General features: G+C 70.6%; 18 protein-coding genes. 9 read left to right on the forward strand and 9 right to left on the reverse strand.

Translation table 11 applies throughout. From position 1 onward, the window contains the following. Positions 1 to 12: 12 nt before the first annotated feature. The 3 genes from hisD (at position 13) to OG504_RS46740 (ending at position 4,519) form a co-directional block, all read left to right on the forward strand. On the forward strand, positions 13 to 1,527 hold the full coding sequence (gene hisD, locus OG504_RS46730) for a histidinol dehydrogenase (protein ID WP_405995240.1): 1,515 nt from the start codon (positions 13 to 15) through the stop codon (positions 1,525 to 1,527). Continuing rightward, positions 1,524 to 2,294: an SDR family NAD(P)-dependent oxidoreductase gene (locus tag OG504_RS46735; RefSeq protein WP_405995241.1), complete on the forward strand. Its 771-nt coding sequence runs from the start codon at positions 1,524 to 1,526 to the stop codon at positions 2,292 to 2,294. Before hisD ends, OG504_RS46735 begins: the two co-directional genes overlap by 4 nt. 296 nt (positions 2,295 to 2,590) lie before the next feature. Beyond that, complete coding sequence (locus OG504_RS46740) at positions 2,591 to 4,519, forward strand: hypothetical protein (protein WP_405995242.1); 1,929 nt, start codon at positions 2,591 to 2,593, stop codon at positions 4,517 to 4,519. A 35-nt stretch (positions 4,520 to 4,554) separates the two neighbouring features. Here the strand turns inward: OG504_RS46740 and OG504_RS46745 are convergent, their stop codons facing one another. Beyond that, positions 4,555 to 4,953 carry a nuclear transport factor 2 family protein gene (locus OG504_RS46745; RefSeq protein WP_405995243.1) on the reverse strand — a complete coding sequence of 133 codons (399 nt, stop codon included), beginning with the start codon at positions 4,951 to 4,953 and terminating at the stop codon, positions 4,555 to 4,557. 70 nt (positions 4,954 to 5,023) lie between these two features. Between OG504_RS46745 and OG504_RS46750 the strand changes: the two genes are divergently transcribed. Both OG504_RS46750 and OG504_RS46755 read left to right on the forward strand, forming a co-directional pair. Beyond that, positions 5,024 to 5,587: a PadR family transcriptional regulator gene (locus tag OG504_RS46750; protein ID WP_405995244.1), complete on the forward strand. Its 564-nt coding sequence runs from the start codon at positions 5,024 to 5,026 to the stop codon at positions 5,585 to 5,587. 5 nt (positions 5,588 to 5,592) lie between these two features. After that, complete coding sequence (locus tag OG504_RS46755) at positions 5,593 to 6,318, forward strand: class I SAM-dependent methyltransferase (RefSeq protein WP_405995245.1); 726 nt, start codon at positions 5,593 to 5,595, stop codon at positions 6,316 to 6,318. Positions 6,319 to 6,329: 11 nt separating this feature from the next. Here OG504_RS46755 and OG504_RS46760 read toward each other — a convergent pair whose 3' ends face one another. Beyond that, positions 6,330 to 7,133, reverse strand: coding sequence for an alpha/beta fold hydrolase (locus tag OG504_RS46760; RefSeq protein ID WP_405995246.1), 804 nt, complete (start codon positions 7,131 to 7,133; stop codon positions 6,330 to 6,332). 76 nt (positions 7,134 to 7,209) lie between these two features. Next, the gene (locus OG504_RS46765) at positions 7,210 to 8,043 is read right to left on the reverse strand and encodes an alpha/beta hydrolase (protein ID WP_405995247.1); all 834 of its coding nucleotides are present in this window, start codon (positions 8,041 to 8,043) and stop codon (positions 7,210 to 7,212) included. A 141-nt stretch (positions 8,044 to 8,184) separates the two neighbouring features. On the opposite strand from OG504_RS46765, the gene cynS reads away from it, so the two are divergent. Then, on the forward strand, positions 8,185 to 8,631 hold the full coding sequence (gene cynS / locus OG504_RS46770; RefSeq protein ID WP_365306661.1) for a cyanase: 447 nt from the start codon (positions 8,185 to 8,187) through the stop codon (positions 8,629 to 8,631). Positions 8,632 to 8,641: 10 nt separating this feature from the next. Here the strand turns inward: cynS and OG504_RS46775 are convergent, their stop codons facing one another. Together OG504_RS46775 and OG504_RS46780 are read right to left on the reverse strand one after the other, a co-directional pair. Continuing rightward, positions 8,642 to 9,787: an RNA polymerase sigma factor gene (locus OG504_RS46775; protein WP_405995248.1), complete on the reverse strand. Its 1,146-nt coding sequence runs from the start codon at positions 9,785 to 9,787 to the stop codon at positions 8,642 to 8,644. Further along, complete coding sequence (locus OG504_RS46780) at positions 9,784 to 10,209, reverse strand: YciI family protein (protein WP_405995249.1); 426 nt, start codon at positions 10,207 to 10,209, stop codon at positions 9,784 to 9,786. Before OG504_RS46780 ends, OG504_RS46775 begins: the two co-directional genes overlap by 4 nt. 268 nt (positions 10,210 to 10,477) lie before the next feature. Here OG504_RS46780 and OG504_RS46785 point away from each other — a divergent pair, with 268 nt between their 5' ends. Continuing rightward, complete coding sequence (locus tag OG504_RS46785; protein WP_405995250.1) at positions 10,478 to 11,713, forward strand: glycosyltransferase; 1,236 nt, start codon at positions 10,478 to 10,480, stop codon at positions 11,711 to 11,713. 95 nt (positions 11,714 to 11,808) lie between these two features. Next, complete coding sequence (gene helR / locus OG504_RS46790; protein WP_405995251.1) at positions 11,809 to 14,010, forward strand: RNA polymerase recycling motor ATPase HelR; 2,202 nt, start codon at positions 11,809 to 11,811, stop codon at positions 14,008 to 14,010. A 53-nt stretch (positions 14,011 to 14,063) separates the two neighbouring features. Here the strand turns inward: helR and OG504_RS46795 are convergent, their stop codons facing one another. The 4 genes from OG504_RS46795 to OG504_RS46810 form a co-directional block, all read right to left on the reverse strand. After that, the gene (locus tag OG504_RS46795; RefSeq protein WP_405995252.1) at positions 14,064 to 14,807 is read right to left on the reverse strand and encodes a GntR family transcriptional regulator; all 744 of its coding nucleotides are present in this window, start codon (positions 14,805 to 14,807) and stop codon (positions 14,064 to 14,066) included. A gap of 154 nt (positions 14,808 to 14,961) precedes the next feature. Next, positions 14,962 to 16,128: a serine hydrolase domain-containing protein gene (locus OG504_RS46800; protein ID WP_405995253.1), complete on the reverse strand. Its 1,167-nt coding sequence runs from the start codon at positions 16,126 to 16,128 to the stop codon at positions 14,962 to 14,964. Between the two features lie 98 nt (positions 16,129 to 16,226). Continuing rightward, complete coding sequence (locus tag OG504_RS46805) at positions 16,227 to 16,631, reverse strand: nuclear transport factor 2 family protein (protein ID WP_405995254.1); 405 nt, start codon at positions 16,629 to 16,631, stop codon at positions 16,227 to 16,229. Between the two features lie 10 nt (positions 16,632 to 16,641). Continuing rightward, a complete protein-coding gene (locus tag OG504_RS46810; RefSeq protein ID WP_405995255.1) occupies positions 16,642 to 17,610 on the reverse strand; it encodes an acetylxylan esterase in 969 nt (322 codons plus the stop codon). A 103-nt stretch (positions 17,611 to 17,713) separates the two neighbouring features. Between OG504_RS46810 and OG504_RS46815 the strand changes: the two genes are divergently transcribed. Next, a complete protein-coding gene (locus OG504_RS46815; RefSeq protein WP_405995256.1) occupies positions 17,714 to 19,072 on the forward strand; it encodes an 8-oxoguanine deaminase in 1,359 nt (452 codons plus the stop codon). The last annotated feature ends 45 nt before the right edge of the window (positions 19,073 to 19,117 follow it).

The raw sequence follows: 19,117 nt of genomic DNA on the forward strand, positions 1-19,117 counted from the left end.
AAGGCCGCAGTTGTGGCAACGATCCTGAAGCACGCCGTGCCCAAATCAGAGGTGACCGCCTCCCTCGACCAGGTGCGCGAGACCGTGACCGGCGTCATCGCGGACATCCGTGCGCGCGGCGACGAGGCGGTGCGCGCCTACTCAGAGAAGTTCGACAAGTGGAGCCCCGACTCCTTCCGGCTGACGGACGAGGAGGTCGAGAGGATCGTGGCGTCGGTGCCGCAACAGGTCATCGACGACATCCGCTTCGTCCAGGACCAGGTGCGCACCTTCGCCCGTCACCAGCTGGACTCCTTGCGGGAGTTCGAGGTGGAGACGCTGGCGGGTGTGCGGCTGGGGCAGAAGCACATCCCGGTGCAGGCGGCGGGCGCGTACATCCCCGGTGGCCGCTACCCGCTCACCGCCTCCGCCCACATGACCATCGTCACCGCCAAGGTCGCGGGCGTGCCCCGGGTCGTGGCCTGTACGCCGCCCATCCACGGGGAGATCCCGGCCGCCACCGTCGCCGCGATGCATCTTGCCGGCGCCGACGAGATCTGGCTGCTGGGCGGGGTGCAGGCGGTGGCCGCCATGTCCGTCGGCACCGACACGATGCGGCCGGTCAACCCGCTCACCGCCTCCGCCCACATGACCATCGTCACCGCCAAGGTCGCGGGCGTGCCCCGGGTCGTGGCCTGTACGCCGCCCATCCACGGGGAGATCCCGGCCGCCACCGTCGCCGCGATGCATCTTGCCGGCGCCGACGAGATCTGGCTGCTGGGCGGGGTGCAGGCGGTGGCCGCCATGTCCGTCGGCACCGACACGATGCGGCCGGTCAACCTGATCGCCGGGCCCGGCAACGCCTATGTCGCCGAGGCCAAGCGGCAGTTGTTCGGGGAGATCGGCATCGACCTGTTCGCCGGGCCGACCGAGATCCTGGTGCTGGCCGACGACGAGGCCGACCCGTTCGTGTGCGCCGTAGACCTGCTCTCGCAGGCCGAGCACGGGCCCGACTCGCCGGCCGTCCTCATCACCACCTCCCGCGAGGTCGCCGAGAAGACGATGGCCGAGGTGGAACGCCTCCTGCCCGGCATGCCCACCCGCGACTTCGCCGGGCCCGCCTGGCGCGACCACGGCCAGGTCCACGTCGTCGACACCCTCGACGAGCTGTACGCCCTCGCCGACGAGTTCGCCTTCGAGCACGTCGAGGTGCTGACCGCCGAGCCGCGCCTCGCGCTGGAACGGATGACCCAGTACGGCGCCCTGTTCCTGGGCGAGGGCACCTGTGTGTCGTTCGGCGACAAGGTCATCGGCACGAACCATGTGCTGCCCACACGTGGTGCCGCGCGCTATACCGGCGGCCTGTGGGTGGGGAAGTACCTCAAGACGGTGACCTATCAGGAGGTCACCGACACCGACTCCCAGGCGCTGCTCGGCCGGTTGTGCGGACGGGCGGCACGTGTGGAGCTGTTCGAGGGGCATGCGCGCTCCGGTGACGTACGGGCGGCGAGGGCCGCGGGCGACGAGCTGCCCTGGAACACCGCATGACCCTGGACGGCCGTACGGCACTGATCACCGGCGGTGGCGGACCGCTGGGGCGCGCCTTCGCGCTGGCCCTCGCGGACGCCAGTGCCCGGGTGATCCTGGTCGGGCGTAACGAGACGGCGCTGGCGGAGGCGGCGGCACAGGTGGAGAAGGGCGGCGGACAGGCGCGTACGGCCTCCTGTGATGTCTCCGACCCGCAGGCTGTCAGTGCCCTGGTTGCCCAACTCGCGGACGAGGACGTGTTGTTGCTCGTCAACAACGCCGGAGTCGCCGGTCCCGTAAGGCCGTTGGTCGACATCGAGCCCGACGAGTGGGACGACGTGTTCGCCGCCAACGTCCGGGGCGTCTATCTGATGTGCCGGGCCTTCCTGCCGCCGATGCTCGCGGCCGGACGCGGTGACATCGTCAACGTGGCCTCGGTGAGCGGCAAGCGCCCGCTGCTCAACCGCACCCCGTACACCGCCTCCAAGATGGCGCTGCTCGGCCTGACCCGGACGCTCGCCGGGGAGGTCGGCCCACAGGGGATCGCGGTCAACTCCCTTTCCCCGGGCCCGGTTCGGGGCCCGCGCATGGACCGCAACTTCCGGCTCACCGCCGAACTGACCGGCTGCACGGTCGCCGAGGCCGAGCGCGACTTCGCCTCCCGGGCCGCCCTCGGCCGGCTCGTCGAGGAGCGCGAGGTCGCGCAGGCCCTCGTGGCGATGCTCGCGATGCCCGGCCTGTGCGGGGCCGACATCGACCTGTCGGCCGGGATGATCGCCCCGTCGTAGCTGAACGGAGTGCGGAGAACGGCGAGGTGGACGGCTGACGAGCCGCCCGCCTCGCCGTCGTGTCCGCGCCCGTCCACCCGCTATGACGACTCTGTGTGACCGCCATGAAATGGTCGGCGTGATCCGAGGCATCGGACTCCCATATGTGTGCGCCACCCGCCTATTCCCTCGTTCTCATGGCTGCTTCACTCCCTCGTGCGCACCTTCGGTGCCTCCGCCGGGCCGTCCGCATCCCGCGTTCGACGGCCGGCCGGTCACACTGCGCGACGGCGCATCGATCCCTGGGAAGGCAAGCAATGACGCTGATCACCCGACGCTCGGTCCTGATCGCCGGTACCGCCACGGCCGGAGCCGTACTGGTGCCGGCGGTCTCCGCCACCGCCGCCCCGACGGACCTCAAGTCCCCCAAGAATACGAAGACTTCGGGTAAGCGGATCTCGGTCGGATCCGGTGAGACGTACACGGTCTCCACGACCACCCGCGTGAGCGAGCTGTCCATCGCCGCCGGCGGCACGATCGTCGCCCCGGACGGCTCCAGCCTCTCCCTGACCGTCGACGGCGTGGAGACCGGTCAACTCCTCACCGCCACCGGTGGAACGGCCACCCTGATCCAGGCCGGTACCTACCGGGGAGACGTCGTCCTGACCGTCGCCGCGGCCAACGAGGTGACGTACGAGACGCTCACCTTCCCCTTCCGGCAGGCGGTGTACGTCGACGGCGACGGTGTGGTCACGGACAAGTCCGTCCTCGCGGCCGTCCTCGGCGGCAAGCTCACCGACGCCTACGCCAACAACGTGTCGATCACCTCGACGGGCGAGTGCTTCGACGGCGTGTACGTCCAGGACGCCACCTATACGCTCGACCGGCCCTCCATCTCCCTTACGGGCAACGGCCGTTGCGACTTCGCGGGCTACGGCGCCGCGGTCGTCGGCGGCGGTTCCGCGACCACGCTTGTCGTGGCCGGCGCTCGCATCGACAACAAGGGAGTCGTCCGCACCGCCGTCATCGCCGGCGGCGGGGCCAACGTCATCGTCAAGGACTCCGTCCTCCGCGCCCGCAACGGCGTCCTGCCCGCCGACTACCAAGCCACCGTGGAAACCCCGTACATGGAGTCCGTGCCCTGGATGCTCGGCCTCGACGGCAACGTCCGCGCCACCAACCTCATCGGCAAGAACAGCAAGGCCACCTACCTCAACTCGACCGTGTTCTCCGAGACTTGGGGCGCCCTGTCGGTCGAGGGCGGCAGCGGGCTCAAACTGACCGCTATCAACAGCCACTTCGGCAACACGGGGGAGTACGGCTACGGCACCTACGCCATCGGCGACGCGACCGTGCGGGTGCTCGGCTCCCGGCTCGACGTCGGCAGCTACGCGACCATCATCGCGGGCCCGGCCGCGGTCGTGCACTACGGGGACAGCACCAGGGCCGCCGTGTCCGCGCTCAACACCGAGCTGGAACTCGGGCTGTCCAAGGCCGAGTTGGCGTCGATCCCGGCGCGCAACACCGTCGTGAACTCCGGGCACTTCGGCTACATGTTCTTCGGCGCCGGTCAACTCACTCTCGACGGCGGCACGGTGATCAACTCCGACCGGGCCACGTTCCTCAACAAGGGCCAGCAGACCACGATCAGCGTCGACGGCTCCCAGGGCGCCCGGCTCAACCCGCGCGACGGGATCATCCTCCAGATGATCGAGCTGGACGACCCGGGCCCGGTCAACGTCAACGGCAAGATGATGAACATCGGCGTCTACACCGAGCCCACCGGCGACCCGGCGAAGGACACGAGCTTCGACCCGACCGCCGTCCACGCCACCGACGGGGCCGCCACCTTCAACTCCATTGCTTTGAAGGGGGACTTCTACAACGGCATGCGCACGGGCAAGAACATGGTCCTCACCTTCGAGGACGCGAGTGTCGAGGGGATCATCTCCGCGTCGAAGGCCGAGCACCGCGTCTCCAGCATCGACGCGTCGACCTTCTACGAGCTGGGCATCGTCACCAACACCACGCAGGCAGCCGTCAACAACGGCGCGATCGTGCGGCTGAACAGCGGCTCGACCTGGACGGTCACCGGCACCTCGTACCTGACCCGGCTCGCCCTCGCCGCCGACGCGACCGTCAAGGCGCCCCGGGGCAAGCAGGTCACGCTGACGGTCGACCGGACGGCCACGGCCATCACACCGGGCCAGACCTACACGGGCGCCCTCACGCTGACCGTCGCATGAGCGAGGGCGGGGGCGCGCCGCTCAGGGCCCGCACCTCACGCGAGCCGCGCCTCCGCCTCTTTCGCGATCCGCTCGAACTGCGCACCCATGGCCGCCTGGAGGGCCTGCGCCCCCGACAACGGCCGCACCATGACTGTCAGTTCATCGATAAGGCCCTCCTCGTTGACATGGATGAAGTCGCAGCCGGTCAGCTCGCGATCGCCGACCCGCGCGGCGAACATCAGCGCGCTGTCACTGGCGTCCGGGTCGCCGATCTCCCGGTCGTACCGGAAGTCCTCGAAGACCCGCGCCACCCCGTGCAGGATCGCCGCGGTGATCGCCTTCCCGGGGTACGGCTTGAACACGACCGGGCTGGTGAAGACCACGTCCTCGGCCAGCAGCGCCTCGACGGCGTCCATGTCCTGCGCCTCGACCGCCTCACGGAACGCGCGCATCGGCTCACCTCATAGTCAATTAGTTGAGTAGGTGTGGATAAGACTAATCAACGGCTGTTAGCGTGTCCACATGTCCCTCAAGTACGCGGTCCTCGCGGCCCTCCTGGAAGGCGAGGCCTCGGGCTACGAGCTGGCCAAGGTGTTCGACGTGTCGCTGGCGAACTTCTGGCCCGCGACACCGCAGCAGCTCTACCGCGAACTGGAGCGCCTCGCGCAGGACGGCCTGATCGAGGCACGGGTCGTGCAGCAGGAACGCAGGCCCAACAAAAGGATGTTCACGCTCACCGAGGCCGGCCGTCGCGACCTCGACACCTTCGCCGCCGAGCCGCCCCGGCGCCCCACCGCCATCCGCGACGAACTCCTCATCAAGATCCAGGCGATGGACGGCACCGACCCCGCCGTGACCCGCGAGCTGATCGAGGAGCGCAGGTCGTGGGCGCGCGGCAAGCTCGACCGCTACGAGCGCGTACGGGACCGTCTCCTCGGCGGCCGGTCCGAGGAGGAGTACCTCCGGGACGCCGACCGCATCGGGCCGTATCTCACGCTCATGGCCGGGATCACCTTCGAGGAGGAGAACCTGCGCTGGTGCGAGCGCGTTCTGGCGATCCTGAAGCAGCGCATTGCCCTAGGCTGACCCGGATGTTCAGCCCCGAAGGCCCCAGTCTGCGCGAACTCGCCGTCCAGGCACTGTCGTCCGTCGAGCACGGCTACGACCTGCTCGCGCCCAAGTTCGACCACACCCCGTTCCGCACCCCGGCCCCGCTGCTCGACGCGGTCGCCACGATGCTGCACCGCGTCGGCCCCTTCGACGACGGACTCGACCTGTGCTGCGGCACGGGCGCGGGTGCCGAGGTGCTGACGAAGGTGTGCAAAGTGAGCGTCACCGGCGTCGACTTCAGCGCGGGCATGCTCGACGTCGCCCGGGAACGCGTGACGAGCGGCGGACCCCGCGTCTCATGGGTACGCGGCGACGCCAGGGCCCTGCCGTTCACCGCGGCCTTCGACCTGGTGGTGAGCTTCGGCGCGTTCGGCCACTTCCTGCCGCGCGAACTGCCGGGGCTGTTCGAACAGGTCCACTCCGTGCTGCGGCCCGGCGGCTGCTTCGCCTTCCCCGTCCTCGCACCACCGCGGCCCGCTTCCCCCGCGTACTGGATGCTGTCCGGCTTCGACGCGTTGATGAAGGTGCGCAACGCGGTGTGGCGTCCGCCTTTCGTCATGTACTACCGGGACTTCCAACTCGGCCATGTGCAGCCGGAGTTGGAGCGGATCGGCTTCGACGTCGACCTGTACGCGTTGCCCGAGTTCGGGCGTCGTGGCGACGGCAGCCCCCGCGTCCGCATGGTCGCGGCGCGACGGCTGCCGTAGCCGGAGGGTTCTTAACCTGTCGCCGTCGCCGCCGACTTGATGACCTTCGTGACCAGGTCGGGGTGGGAGATCATCACGACGTGCGAGGAGTCCACCACGGTCGTGTGCGAACCGGCCCGCTTGGCCTCGAAGCGTTCCAGGTCGGGCGCGATCGCCCTGTCCTGCGCCGCCACGACCGCCCACGAGGGGATGTCGCGCCAGGCCGCCGCCGTGGCGGCGTCCGTGAACGCGGCCGCGCTGATGGGGCGTTGGGACGCGCCGAGCAGTGCGGACGTGGACGCCGGGAGGTCGGCGGTGAACACCGCGTGGAACTTCGCCGTCTGGATGGCCAGATCGGTACCGCCCGCGCCGTCGGGCAGCGGCTGCAACGCGTCACTCAGCTGCGAGCCGGGGAACCGCGCGCCCAGTTCGCCGAGTTGCTCGCCCTTGTCGGGCATGAAGGCCGCGACGAACACGAGCGCCTTCACGCTCGCGTCGCCCGCGGCCGCCTGGGTGATCACCGCGCCGCCGTAGGAGTGTCCTACGACGACCTTCGGGCCGTCGATCGTCTTGAGGATCGCGGAAATGTAGGCGGCGTCCGTGGTCAGCCCGCGCAGCGGATTGGCGGGTGCCACGACCGTGTACCCCGCCTTCTGTAGCCGGGAGGCCACGGCCGACCAGCTGGACGCGTCGGCGAAAGCCCCGTGCACCAGGACCACGGTGGGCTTCGGCTTGGGGTGCGAACCCCCGGTGGCGGAGGCCGGCAGCGCGGTGGCCGCGAGGGTGCCGGCCGCCGCAACCGCCCCCAGAATCAAGGGTCTGCGAGAAATCGTCATCGGTCAGCTCCGGTTGAGGTCGAGGAGATCGGCGTCGAACGCGTGCTCATCGGTGCTCGGTAGACCGTGCGGGAGTTCAGGCATAGCGACGCACGAACGACAGGGCGGTGTCCGCGACCTCCTGCCAGCCGTGGTCGATGGTCAGCGCGTGGCCCCGGTCCTTGATCTCGGTGATCTCGGTGACGTTCTTGTTGTGCTGCTGCTTTTTGTAGGAGGCGTTGGCGATCGACCAGGGGACGGTGTGGTCCTTCTCGCCCGAGATGATCAGGAGCGGGCCGCGCTCGGGGTTCTCTGTGTCGACCTTCGCCTCGGTCCACGGGTTGAGGTTCGCGGTGGCCGCCTGGAACAGCGGGGCACCGGGCGCGGGCACGGCGAACGTCTCGTACAACTCCCGTGCTTCTTCCTCACCGACGGCGTTGGCGAAGCCGTAGCGGAACTGGTCGTAGGTCAGGGGGACCGCGCGATTGCGGTTGGCGGGGTTGCTGAGGACCGGCGCGGAGGAGCGCAGCGCGGAGATCGGCAGGGGCAACACGCCCCGGAACGGCGCCGGGTCGATCGCCACGGACGCGGCGGAGAGTCCGCGCCCGGCGAGGATCTGCGTGAGCAGTCCACCGAAGGAGTGCCCGACGATCGCCGGCTTGCGGGTCAGCGTGCCGATCAACTCCGCGAGGTGGTCGGCGACTTGGCCGACCGTCTTGCCCGCCATGACCTCGGGGTGCGCGTTGGCCTCCTTGACCGTCTCCGGGTCGTCGGGCCAGGACAGGGAGACCGGCGCGTACCCGGCCTGCTCGAAGTGCGCCGCCCAGCGGTCCCAACTGCTCGGCAACAGCCACAGACCGTGGACGAAGACGACCGGCGTGCGTTCGAGGGCGTTCGCCCGCTCGATCTGTTGTACGTCGATATGGGTCATGCCCGCAGTATGAGTCCGTGGACTCCTGGAGTCTGTTGTACGGCCGCACTTGGTGCGGGAGGACGCCATTGTCGCGGCCCGGGTGATCTCCTACGCTGAACGGCGTGGGGGCAAGAGTGCTGTCCGGGAACGGAGTTGTGCATGCTCAGCAAGGGTGAAGCCGGCGAAGCGGTGCGCCGGGCCAAGGTGAAGACCGGTGTCACATGGGCCCAGTTGGCGGAGGCCGTGGGCCGGCCGCTCGCGTGGACCACGGCGGCCCTGCTGGGCCAGCACCCCATGTCCAAGGACGAGGCGGCGACGGCCGCCGCCCTCCTCGAACTCGGCGAGGACGCCGCTCTCGCCTTCCAACTCCAGCCGACCCGGGGCGCGTTGGACGCGGCCGTGCCGGTGGACCCGACGATCTACCGGCTCTACGAGGTGATCCAGGTCTACGGCCCCACCATCAAGGAACTGATCCACGAGCAGTGCGGCGACGGCATCATGAGCGCCATCAACTTCCGCCTCGACGTCAGCCGCGTGCCCGACCCCGCCGGTGACCGGGTCGTCATCACCCTCGACGGCAAGTACCTGCAGTACCAGTGGGAGTGAGCCTGCCCGGTCAGCGACTCCGGGCCGCGTTGAGCCGGGCGGCCTGACGGGTCAAGTGGTCGCGCTCGGCGAGGTTGGGGGCCTTGTGCGCCGCCTCCGCGTACAGCCGTGCCGCTGTCTTCGGGTCGCCGTCGCGTTCGTGGAGGTAGGCCGCCACCGCCGTGTACCGGGGCAGCGAGTCGGCCAGCGGTGCGAGCGCGGCCAGGCCGGCGCGCGGGCCGTCGGCCTCGCCCACGGCGACCGCGCGGTTGAGGCGGACGACCGGGTTGTCGGTCAGGCGCGCGAGTTCGTCGTACCACTCGACGATCTGCACCCAGTCCGTCTCCTCGGCGGTGGGCGCGTCCGCGTGCAGCGCCGCGATCGCCGCCTGCGCCTGGAACTCGCCCAACCGGTCGCGGGCGAGGGCGACTTGGAGGATCGTGACGCCCTCGGCGATCGCCGACGTGTCCCAGCGTCCCCGGTCCTGCTCGGCGAGCGGCACCAGACTGCCGTCCGGCGCGGTCCGGGCTGCGCGCCGGGCATGGTGCAGCAGCATGAGCGCGAGGAGCCCCGCTACCTCGGGATGGTCGATCGCGGCCGCGAGCTGCCGGGTGAGCCGGATCGCCTCGGCGGCGAGGTCGACATCGCCGGAGTAGCCCTCGTTGAACACCAGGTAGAGGACGCGCAGCACGGTCGCGACATCGCCGGGCTGGTCGAAACGCACATCGGAGACGGTGCGCTTGGCCCGGCTGATCCGCTGCGCCATCGTCGCCTCGGGCACCAGATAGGCCTGCGCGATCTGCCGGGTGGTGAGCCCGCCGACCGCGCGCAGGGTGAGCGCGACCGCCGACGACGGCGTCAACGACGGGTGGGCGCACAGGAAGTAGAGCTGGAGCGTGTCGTCCGTCGCGGGCGCGGGCCCGGGAGCCGGCTCCTCGTCCACGAGGTCCTCACGCCTACGGCGGGCGCTGTCCGCCCGCGTCGCGTCGAGGAACCGCCGCCACGCCACCGTGACCAGCCAGCCCTTCGCGTCCCGCGGCGGATCGTCCGGCCACACCCGGACCGCCTCGACGAGCGCGTCCTGTACGGCGTCCTCGGCCGCCGCGAAGTCAGCTCCGCGGCGGACGAGGATCCCGAGCACGCTCGGTGTGAGGCTCCTCAGCAGGACCTCGTTCACTTGAATGTGCACTCCGTGTCCGTGACGGTGGAGTGCGCGCCCAGGAACGGCCGCAGCTCCAGCCACTCGTGGATCGGCCTGCCACCGGCCCCGGGGGCGGCCGACAGCTCACCGGCCAGTTCTACGGCACGCTCGTAGGTGTCGACGTCGATCACCATCCAGCCGGCGATCACGTCCTTGGTCTCGGCGAACGGCCCGTCGGTGACCGGCGGGCGCCCCTCACCGTCGTAGCGGACGAACGTCCCCTCGGGGGAGAGCGCCTGGCTGTCGACGAACTCGCCGGTCTTCTCCAGGCGGGCCGCGAAGTCGTTCATGTACTGGATGTGGGCCGTGATCTCCTCGGGGGCCCACTGGTCCATGGGGACGTCGTTCACGGCGGCGGGGGCGCCGCGGTAGTGCTTCAGCAGCAGGTACTTGGCCATGGTCGTTCTCCTCGGTGCCGGCACGACCCATTGTGGTCGCGTTCACCTCGGGGACGGAGCGGGGCGCGGGTTCTCGACATCGGTGGCGGATTTTTTTCCGCGAGTTTCGCGAGGCTCGGGAGTTCTGCGGGAGGAGGGCGGAAAGGGAGGTGTGGTCACTCCTCTTCCCTTCTTAACGTATAGCGCACCGGGGGGCTTGCGGCAAGGCCCCCGTCGTGCCGCAGAATGTCCGGCCTGAGGCCATGACCTGCGGAAACGGGAGTCTCGAATGCGTGTGTTGTTGACGACGTGGGGATCGCGCGGGGATGTCGAACCCGTGGCGGGACTCGCGTCGCGTCTGCTGGAGCTCGGCGCGGAGGTGCGCGTCGCCGCGCCGCCGGACGAGGAGTTCGTGGAGCTGCTGGCCCGGGCGGGTGTGCCGCTGGTGCCGCTCGGCCCGTCGGTGCGCTCGGTGGTGACCGGGGCGAGGCCGCCGTCGGCGGCGACCGCGTTCCAGCTCGCGCCCGAGCTGGTCGCCGCCCGGTACGAGACGCTGCTGCCGGCGGCCGAGGGGTGCGACGTGCTGCTGGCGAGCGGCCTGATGCCGACCGGCGCCCGCTCGGTGGCCGAGAAACTGGGCATCCACTATGTGTTCGCCTGCTTCCACACGGCCGGTCTGCCGTCGTCGAAGCACCGGCCGCCGTCGCGGCCCGGCCATCAGTCCGCGCCGGAGGAGACCGACATCAAGGTGCTGTGGGAGGAGGACGCCCAGCGGGTGAACGCGCTGTACCGCGAGGCGGAGAACCGGCACCGGGCGGCGATCGGTCTGCCGCCGGTGGACAACGTCCGCGACCACGCGTTCACCGGGCGGCCGTGGCTGGCCTCGGACCCGGTCCTGTTCCCGTGGCAGGACCAGACGGATCTCGACCTCGCGGTGACCGGACCGTGGATCCTGCCCGACGAGCGCCCGCTCCCGGCGGATCTGGAGGCGTTCCTGGAGGCGGGCGAGCCGCCGGTGTACGTGGGCTTCGGCAGCATGGCCCTGCGCACCTCGCCGGACGCCGCCCGGATCGCCGTCGAAGCGGTCCGCGCGCAGGGCCGTCGTGTCGTCCTCGGCCGCGGCTGGGCGGACCTTGCTCCGATCGACGACCGGGACGACTGTTTCGGCGTGGGCGAGGTCAACCACCAGGCGCTGTTCGGCCGGGTCGCCGCGGTCGTGCACCACGGCGGTGCGGGCACCACGACGGCGGCCACACAGTCCGGTGCGCCCCAGGTGGTCGTGCCGCAGATCGTGGACCAGCCATACTGGGCGGCACGGGTGGCCGAACTGGGCATCGGCGTGGCGCACGACGGTCCGACGCCGACCCACGACTCCCTGTCGGCCGCGCTCGCCACCGTCCTGGCCCCTGATGTCCGGACCCGGGCACGGGCCGTGGCGGGCATGCTCCGCACGGACGGGACGACAGTGGCCGCGAAGATGCTCCACGACATGGTCAGCGGGGAAGGGCGGTCCACGCACGCGTGAACCGGCCGAACCGAGCACACGAGAAACCGCACGCACCGGTCCCCACGCCCAGCCGCACGCCGGGCCGTGAGCGACCCCAGATCGGAATTGATGCCGTGAACCCCCTGACCACCAGCGCCTTCGACCTTCCCGACCGGCTCGCCGCCAAGGCCGACCCGGCGCTGATCGCCGCCGACGAGCAGCACTTCGCCGCGATCGCGGAGAGCCTCGACCGGTCGATCGCGGAACTGACCGAGAGCCTCGACACCGCGCGCAGGGCACCAGGCGGCATCGGCCGGGCGGCGATGGACCGGGACACGGAGGTCCACCGGCTCACCACACGGCTGCGCACCCTACGTCGCTTCGGCCTGGACCTGTGCCTGGGCCACATGGTGGACGCCGACACCTCCGAGCCCGTGTACATCGGGCGGCTCGGTCTCACCGACAGCACGGGCCGACGGCTGCTGCTCGACTGGCGCTCGCCCGCGGCGGAGCCGTTCTTCGGCGCGACCCACGCCAACCCGATGGGGCTGGCGAGCCGTCGCCGGTACCGCTGGACGCGCGGCCGGATCAGCGACTACTGGGACGAGGTGTTCACCGCCGACGGTTTCGCCGGGCACGCCGCGCTCGACGACCAGTCCGCGTTCATCGCCAGCCTCGGCGGGAACCGCTCGGGCCGGATGCGCGATGTGCTCGGCACCATCCAGGCCGACCAGGACGCCATCATCCGCGCGGGATCACGTGGCGCGCTCGTCGTCGACGGCGGACCCGGCACCGGCAAGACCGTCGTCGCCCTGCACCGCTCCGCCTACCTCCTCTACTCCGACCCGCGCCTCGGGCACCGCAGGGGCGGCGTGCTGTTCGTGGGTCCGCACCGGCCCTACCTGGACTACGTCGCCGACGTCCTCCCCAGCCTCGGTGAGGAGGGCGTGCAGACGTGCATCCTGCGGGACCTCGTCGCCGAGGGCGCCGCGGCGGTCGTGGAGACCGACCCGGAGGTGGCCCGGCTGAAGTCCTCCGTGCTGCTGGTGCGGGCGATCGAGCCCGCCGTCCGGTTCTACGAGGAGCCGCCCACCAAGGGCATGAACGTCACCACCCACTGGTCCGACATCTGGCTGAGCCCCGAGGACTGGGCCGTCGCCTTCGAGGCGGCCGAACCCGGCACCCCGCACAACGAGGGCCGCGAGCAGGTCTGGCAGGAACTCCTCACGATCCTGGTGGACAAGCACGACGACACCGCCTCGCCGCAGGACGGAGAGGACGGGCAGGTCACGCCCGAACAGCTCCGCCGCTCGCTGCGGCAGAACCGGGAACTGCTCACCGCCTTCAACCGCGCGTGGCCGCTGCTCGAAGCGGCCGACCTCGTCGGCGACCTGTGGACCGTACCGGCGTACCTGCGCAAGTGTGCCCCCTCGCTGAGCCGCGACGAGGTGCAGCGGTTGCAGCGCGCGGACGCCCAGGCGTGGACGGTGTCCGACCTGCCGTTGCTCGACGCGGCTCGGCAACGGCTCGGCGACCCCGAGTCGGCGCGCCGCAAGCGTCGGCAGGAAGCCGCCGTCGCCGCCGAGCACTCCCGCAGGACCGACGTCATCGACAGCCTGTTGCAGAACGTCGAGATCGACGAGAGCGAGGGCGCGATGGGCATGCTCCACGGAAAGGACCTACGGGACGCGCTGATCGACGAGGCCGCACAGGTGTCCGCCATCGAACCCGACCTGCTCGCCGGGCCGTTCGCGCACATCGTCGTGGACGAGGCACAGGAACTCACCGACGCGGAATGGCAGATGCTCCTGCTGCGCTGCCCGTCCCGGAGCTTCACCATCGTCGGCGACCGTGCCCAGGCCCGGCACGGGTTCACCGAGTCGTGGCAGGAACGGTTGAAGCGGATCGGGCTCGACCGGGTCAACCTCGCGTCCCTGACCGTCAATTACCGCACCCCGGAGGAGATCATGACGGAGGCCGAGCCGGTCATCCGTGCCGTGCTCCCGGACGCGAACGTGCCGACCTCCATCCGCAGCAGCGGCATCCCCGTCGTCCACGGACCCACCTCCGACCTGGAGTCGGTCCTGGACACCTGGCTCGCCGAGCACGCGGACGGGATCGGCTGTGTCATCGCTACGGCCGACCTGGACGTGGGCATCTTCCGGGCGAGGCCCCGCGTCCGGGCGCTGACTCCCGTGCTGTCCAAGGGACTTGAGTTCGACCTGGTCGTCCTCATCGACCCGGAGGAGTTCGGAGAGGGCATCGAAGGAGCCGTCGACCACTATGTGGCGATGACCCGGGCGACCCAGCAGCTGGTCGTGCTCGCGAGCGCCTGAGTCCGTTGGGCGCGCGGTGAGTTGGGACCCGCCGCGCGCCCACGTCCTTGGTGTCAGCCTGCGGCAGGCAGCGTGAACTCGTAGATGAGCGCGTCCTGTTGGGCCTCCACCACCAGGTCGGTGATCTCCAGCGGGCGCGCGTACTGGTCGTGCACGCGGCGGGTCACCCGTACCGAGGGCGCGTTGGCGACCTGGGTGATGGCGTCCCGGTGGTGCAGGGTCAGGCCGGCCCGGCGCATCCAGTCGTAGGTGCGCCGGAGTTGGGCGGCGGCGGAGCCGTCGGCGCGGTCGCGGTAGCGGCCCAGTTCCTCCACCTCGGCCAGCGCCACCGCCGAGAAGGACGTGACGGCCGTCCGCAGTCCGCTGCCGTCGGCCGCGGCGGACGTGTAACGGTGCACTAGGGTCGGCCGGTGCGGGGCGATGCCCAGGGCCTCGGCGTGGTCCGGCGGGGGAGTCTCCCAGGCCACGGTGGCCCGGTCGAAGCCGGTCGGGTCCGTGCTCCGGGCGCCGACCGGGAAGGTGAGCGAGGACGGGGTCTCGACGGGCTGTCCGGCCAGGGTGGCGTGGCTGCCGCGCCGGTCGGTGGCGACCAGGCCGTCCCTGCGCAGCACCTCCAGCGCCTGTCTTACGGTCTCCCGGCTGACCTGGAAGTGTTCGGCCAACTGCCGTTCGCCGGGCAGGCGTTCACCGGGCGGGATGGTGCCGTCGTGGAGTTCGCCGAGCAGTTGGGTGGCGACCTTCCCGTAGAGGGGCTGGTCGTCGGCGGTCGGGTGGTCGTGGGGGGTGGTGCGGGCCATGCCGCGCCTCCTGTTGGTGACAAGACTGATGGTAGAACCGGTGACAATTCGTAGCCGTGCGGGCTCGTTGCGCGACCAGATCTAGCATTGGTCTAAACCACCAGGGAAGAGCGGCAGGGCAGTTAGGCCGAAACCGGCCCGCGCCGATCACCTCTCACAGGGCGCCGTACGCGGCCTCGATCAGGGTCATCTTCCGTGGGTCGTCGGCGATATGAGGCCCCATTCGGTTCGGCACATAGCCGAGCGACACCCCGGCGTCCGGGTCGGCCAGACCGCAGGAGCCGCCGAAGCCGTCGTGTCCGAAAGCCCTCGGGTTGGGGCCGTACGCGCCGTTCGGGCCGCTGAGCCACAGGCCGAGCCCGATCTCAGTATCGGTGCCGAGGGCCGGGCCGAGTACCAGGTCGCGGCAGCTGCCCTGCCCCTCGCGCACCCGATCGGCGGCCTCGGGGGAGAGGACGCGGTGGCCGTCGTAGGTGCCGCGCCCGGCGAAGATGCCGTAGATCGCGGCCACGGCGCGTGCCGTGCCGTGGCCGTTCGCGGCCGGGATCTCCGCGGCGCGCCACTCCGGAGTGTTGGCGTCGGCCGTGCCCACGACCGGGTTGGTCAGCGCGGCGATGGCCGCGGGCGCCAACTGGCTGAAGATCGCGGCCTGTTCACTCGTCGACGTGGCGGGGGGTTGCACCAACTCGGCCGCCCGGTCGGCCTCCTTCTCCGGCAGCCCGATGGTGAAGTCGATCCCGAGCGGGCCGGTGACCTCCCGCTCCAGGAAGGCGCTCGGGAGCAACCCCGAGACACGGCGCACGACTTCGCCGACGAGGAAGCCGTAGGTGATCGCGTGGTACCCCGACTGGGTGCCCGGCTCCCACCAGGGCTCCATCGCTGCGAGCCGCTCGGTGGTCAACTCCCAGTCGTAGAGCTGCGCGAGGGAGTGCGGCTCGCGCAGGCCGGCCAGTCCGGCGCGGTGGGAGAGCAGGTGGCGTACGAGGACGTTCTCCTTGCCCGCGGCGGCGAACTCCGGCCAGTACGTGGCCACTGGGGCGTCGAGGTCGAGCAGGCCGCGGTCGGCGAGGATGTGGGCGCACAGGGCCACCGGGCCCTTCGTCGTCGACCACACGTTGACCAGGGTGTCCCGCTCCCAGGGGCGGGTCCGGGCCGCGTCGGCCCAGCCGCCCCAGAGGTCGACCACGGTCTCGCCGTCGACGGTGACGGTCAGCGCGGCGCCCAGTTCGTCGCGGTCCCGGAAGTTCTCCTCGAACGCCGTGCGCACCGCGGTGAAGCGCGGGTCGCAGTGGCCGTCGACGGCTGGCTGGTGCTCGGACATGGGGCCTCCGTGGTGTGCCGGACGTCCGGGCCGCGACGCTGCGGCCCGGACCCCCTGAACATACCGACTGGTCGGACTGACCGGAAGGCGCCGTACGCTCAGTTCAGGAACAAGGTGCCTGCCGGCTCCCGGTGACCCGCCTCCGTGTGCCAGTAGTCACGGGTCTCCACGGCCAGGCCGTTGCCGTCGAAGCGCGCGAAGACACAGCCCGCGAGGGTGGACGGTTCGCCGTCCTCCTCGGCCAGCACCCTGAACTCGGCCACGGCGAGGCCGTGTTGGCCGACGACCGGTGCCGAGAACCGCACATCCCTCACCTGCTCCGCCGCGAACGACCACCGCAGATAAGCGGCCAACTCGGCCCGCCCCCGGTGGGGTTCACGGAACGGCATCGAGCGGTGGACGCAGTCCTCGGCGTACAACTCCAGCAGCGCGTCCACGTCGTGCGCGGCCCAGGCACGAGCCCAGACGCGCACGAAATGTTCGGCGGCCTCACTCGTGTCCATGCGGCACCCCTCAGGCGTACGACCGCAGCCAGTCCAGCTTGGCCGCCTCATGGTAAGGGCCGCCGCCCTCATGGTCGTTGAAGTCGTAAACCTCGATCCTCTTGTCCTCGTGGCCCCAGGCGTTGAACACGGCGAACACCGTGGAGGGCGGGCAGGTCTGGTCCTCCAGGGCCGTCGAGAAGAGGGCAGGAGCGCGGCCCCGGGACGCGAAGTGGACGGCGTCGAAGTACGAGAGCGTGCGCAGGACGTCGTCCGTACGGCCGCGATGGGTCTTGAGATAGCTGCCGATCTCGCGGTACGGCTGGCGGTCCGTGAGGGTCGCGGCGCGCGGGTAGTCGCACAGGAACGGCACGTCCGGCGTGACCGCGGCCAGGTCGCCGACCAGCCCGCCCACGGCGGTGGCGATGCCGCCGCCCTGGCTCGCGCCGACCGCCACCGTGCGCGTCGGATCGACCAGCGGGTGCGAGCGGGCCGCCTCGACGGCCCGCACGGCGTCCGTGAACACGCGGCGGTAGTAGTAGTTCTCGGGGGCGTCGATGCCCCGGGTCATGAAGCCGGGGTACGCGGGCGCGCCGCCCACCGGGTCCGGGGTGTCACCGCCGCCGCCCCACGCGCTGCCCTGCCCGCGCGTGTCCATGACGAAGTGCGCGCGGCCCGTCGAGGCCCACAACAGGTTCTCGTGCGGGAGACCGCGCCCGCCGCCGTAACCGACGAACTCCACTATCAGCGGCAGGGGTTGGGTCGCGTCGGCCGGCAGCCGCAGCCAGCCCTTCACCGGGTGACCGCCGAACCCGGCGAACGTCACGTCGTACACCTGCACCGTGGAAAGTCCCGTGTCGACCGGTTCGAAGCGGGGGTCCAGATCGTGCTCGCGGGCCTCCTGGAGGGTCTTGGACCAGAAGGCGTCGAAGTCCTCGGGCTCGACGGAATCGCTGCGGTACTCGCGGAGTTCGTCGAGCGGAAGGTCGAACAGGGCCATCGATGACCGCCTTTGTGAAGTGTGAGTGCGGATGATCACACCGTACGTGTGACATCGGAGGACTCGCCAGGTTTTCACGGCGCCCCACGCCTACCATGTCGGCATGTCGACAGCCGTGGATCTGCTGGTCAAGGACGCCGAACTGCTCGTCGTGGACGGCGAGCGGGAGATCCCGGGCGGCTGGATCGCCGTGACGGATGGTCGGGTCACCGCCGTCGGCGCGGGAGGGTCCGAACTCGAGGCGAGTACGACCCTCTCCGCATCCGGGCGCCTGGTCACTCCCGGCCTGATCAACACGCACCACCACATCTACCAGAACCTCACCCGCTCCTACGCGCCCGCCGTCAACGGCACCCTCTTCGACTGGCTGACCACGCTCTACCCGCTGTGGGCGCGCCTGGACGAGGAGGCCGCGTACGTGTCGGCGTACGTCGGTATGGCGGAACTCCTCATGGGTGGCTGCACCACATCCTCCGACCACCTCTATGTGCATCCACGCCCCTACCTGGTCGACGCCGAGATCCGCGCCGCCCGTGACATCGGCTTCCGCTTTCACGCGACGCGGGGTTCGATGACCCGTTCCGTGGAGGACGGGGGACTGCCGCCGAGGAGCGTCACACAGAGCACGGACGAGGTGCTGGCCGACAGCGAGCGCCTGATCAAGGCCCACCACGACCCGCAACCGGGCGCGCTGATCCGGGTCGCGCTCGCACCCTGCTCACCGTTCTCGGTCACCAAGGACGTGATGACGGCGACCGCGGAACTCGCCGAGCGGTACGACGTACGCCTGCACACGCATCTCGCCGAGGACCGTGACGAGGACACGTACTGCCTGGAGACCTACGGCTGCCGGCCCGTCGAGTACTTCGAGGACACCGGGTGGATGAGCGACCGCACGTGGGTCGCGCACTGCATCTACCCCAACGACGACGAACTGCGCCGCCTCGCCGCGGCGGGTGTCGGTGTGGCGCACTGCCCCAGCTCCAACATGCTCATCGGGGGCGGTACGGCGAGGGTGAAGGAGATGCGCGAGCTGGGTCTGCCGGTGGGTATCGGCTGCGACGGCTCCGCCTCGACCGATCACGCCTCGTTGTGGATGGAGACGCGGGGTGCGCTGCTGCTGGGGCGGTATCGGGGCGGGCCCGGTGCGATGACCGCGCGGGACGCCCTCGACATCGCCACCCGGGGTTCGGCGCGGTGTCTGGGGCGGGCTGACGAGCTGGGGCATCTGCGGCCGGGGGCCTGTGCCGACCTGGTCGTCTGGGACCTGCACGAGGTCGCGCTGGCCGGAGCGTTGAGTGATCCCGTCGAGGCGTGGCTGCGGTGCGGGCCCGCGCGGGCGTGGACGACCGTGGTGGGCGGGCGGGTGCTGGTGGAACGGGGCGAGCCGGTGCTGGCGGGGTTGCGGGATGTGCTGCGGGACCATGGGCGGGTTGCCCGGCGGATGCAGCAAGGGGTGTAGGGGCTGGGGGCGGGTTGTGATGGCGTGGCTCAACTTGCTTGCGGG

It is taken from the genome of Streptomyces sp. NBC_00986, assembly GCF_045162565.1.
In the GTDB taxonomy this organism is placed as follows: domain Bacteria; phylum Actinomycetota; class Actinomycetes; order Streptomycetales; family Streptomycetaceae; genus Streptomyces.

Bases quoted from the DNA above. Each gene is read 5' to 3' on its own strand.
- OG504_RS46755 (WP_405995245.1), top strand. From the start codon at position 5,593: ATGTTCAGCCCCGAAGGCCCCAGTCTGCGCGAACTCGCCGTCCAGGCA.
- OG504_RS46815 (WP_405995256.1), top strand. From the start codon at position 17,714: ATGTCGACAGCCGTGGATCTGCTGGTCAAGGACGCCGAACTGCTCGTC.
- OG504_RS46795 (WP_405995252.1), bottom strand. From the start codon at position 14,807: ATGGCCCGCACCACCCCCCACGACCACCCGACCGCCGACGACCAGCCC.
- OG504_RS46740 (WP_405995242.1), top strand. From the start codon at position 2,591: ATGACGCTGATCACCCGACGCTCGGTCCTGATCGCCGGTACCGCCACG.
- OG504_RS46785 (WP_405995250.1), top strand. From the start codon at position 10,478: ATGCGTGTGTTGTTGACGACGTGGGGATCGCGCGGGGATGTCGAACCC.
- OG504_RS46800 (WP_405995253.1), bottom strand. From the start codon at position 16,128: ATGTCCGAGCACCAGCCAGCCGTCGACGGCCACTGCGACCCGCGCTTC.
- OG504_RS46780 (WP_405995249.1), bottom strand. From the start codon at position 10,209: ATGGCCAAGTACCTGCTGCTGAAGCACTACCGCGGCGCCCCCGCCGCC.
- cynS (WP_365306661.1), top strand. From the start codon at position 8,185: ATGCTCAGCAAGGGTGAAGCCGGCGAAGCGGTGCGCCGGGCCAAGGTG.
- OG504_RS46735 (WP_405995241.1), top strand. From the start codon at position 1,524: ATGACCCTGGACGGCCGTACGGCACTGATCACCGGCGGTGGCGGACCG.
- OG504_RS46745 (WP_405995243.1), bottom strand. From the start codon at position 4,953: ATGCGCGCGTTCCGTGAGGCGGTCGAGGCGCAGGACATGGACGCCGTC.
- OG504_RS46750 (WP_405995244.1), top strand. From the start codon at position 5,024: ATGTCCCTCAAGTACGCGGTCCTCGCGGCCCTCCTGGAAGGCGAGGCC.
- OG504_RS46760 (WP_405995246.1), bottom strand. From the start codon at position 7,133: ATGACGATTTCTCGCAGACCCTTGATTCTGGGGGCGGTTGCGGCGGCC.
- OG504_RS46765 (WP_405995247.1), bottom strand. From the start codon at position 8,043: ATGACCCATATCGACGTACAACAGATCGAGCGGGCGAACGCCCTCGAA.
- OG504_RS46805 (WP_405995254.1), bottom strand. From the start codon at position 16,631: ATGGACACGAGTGAGGCCGCCGAACATTTCGTGCGCGTCTGGGCTCGT.
- OG504_RS46810 (WP_405995255.1), bottom strand. From the start codon at position 17,610: ATGGCCCTGTTCGACCTTCCGCTCGACGAACTCCGCGAGTACCGCAGC.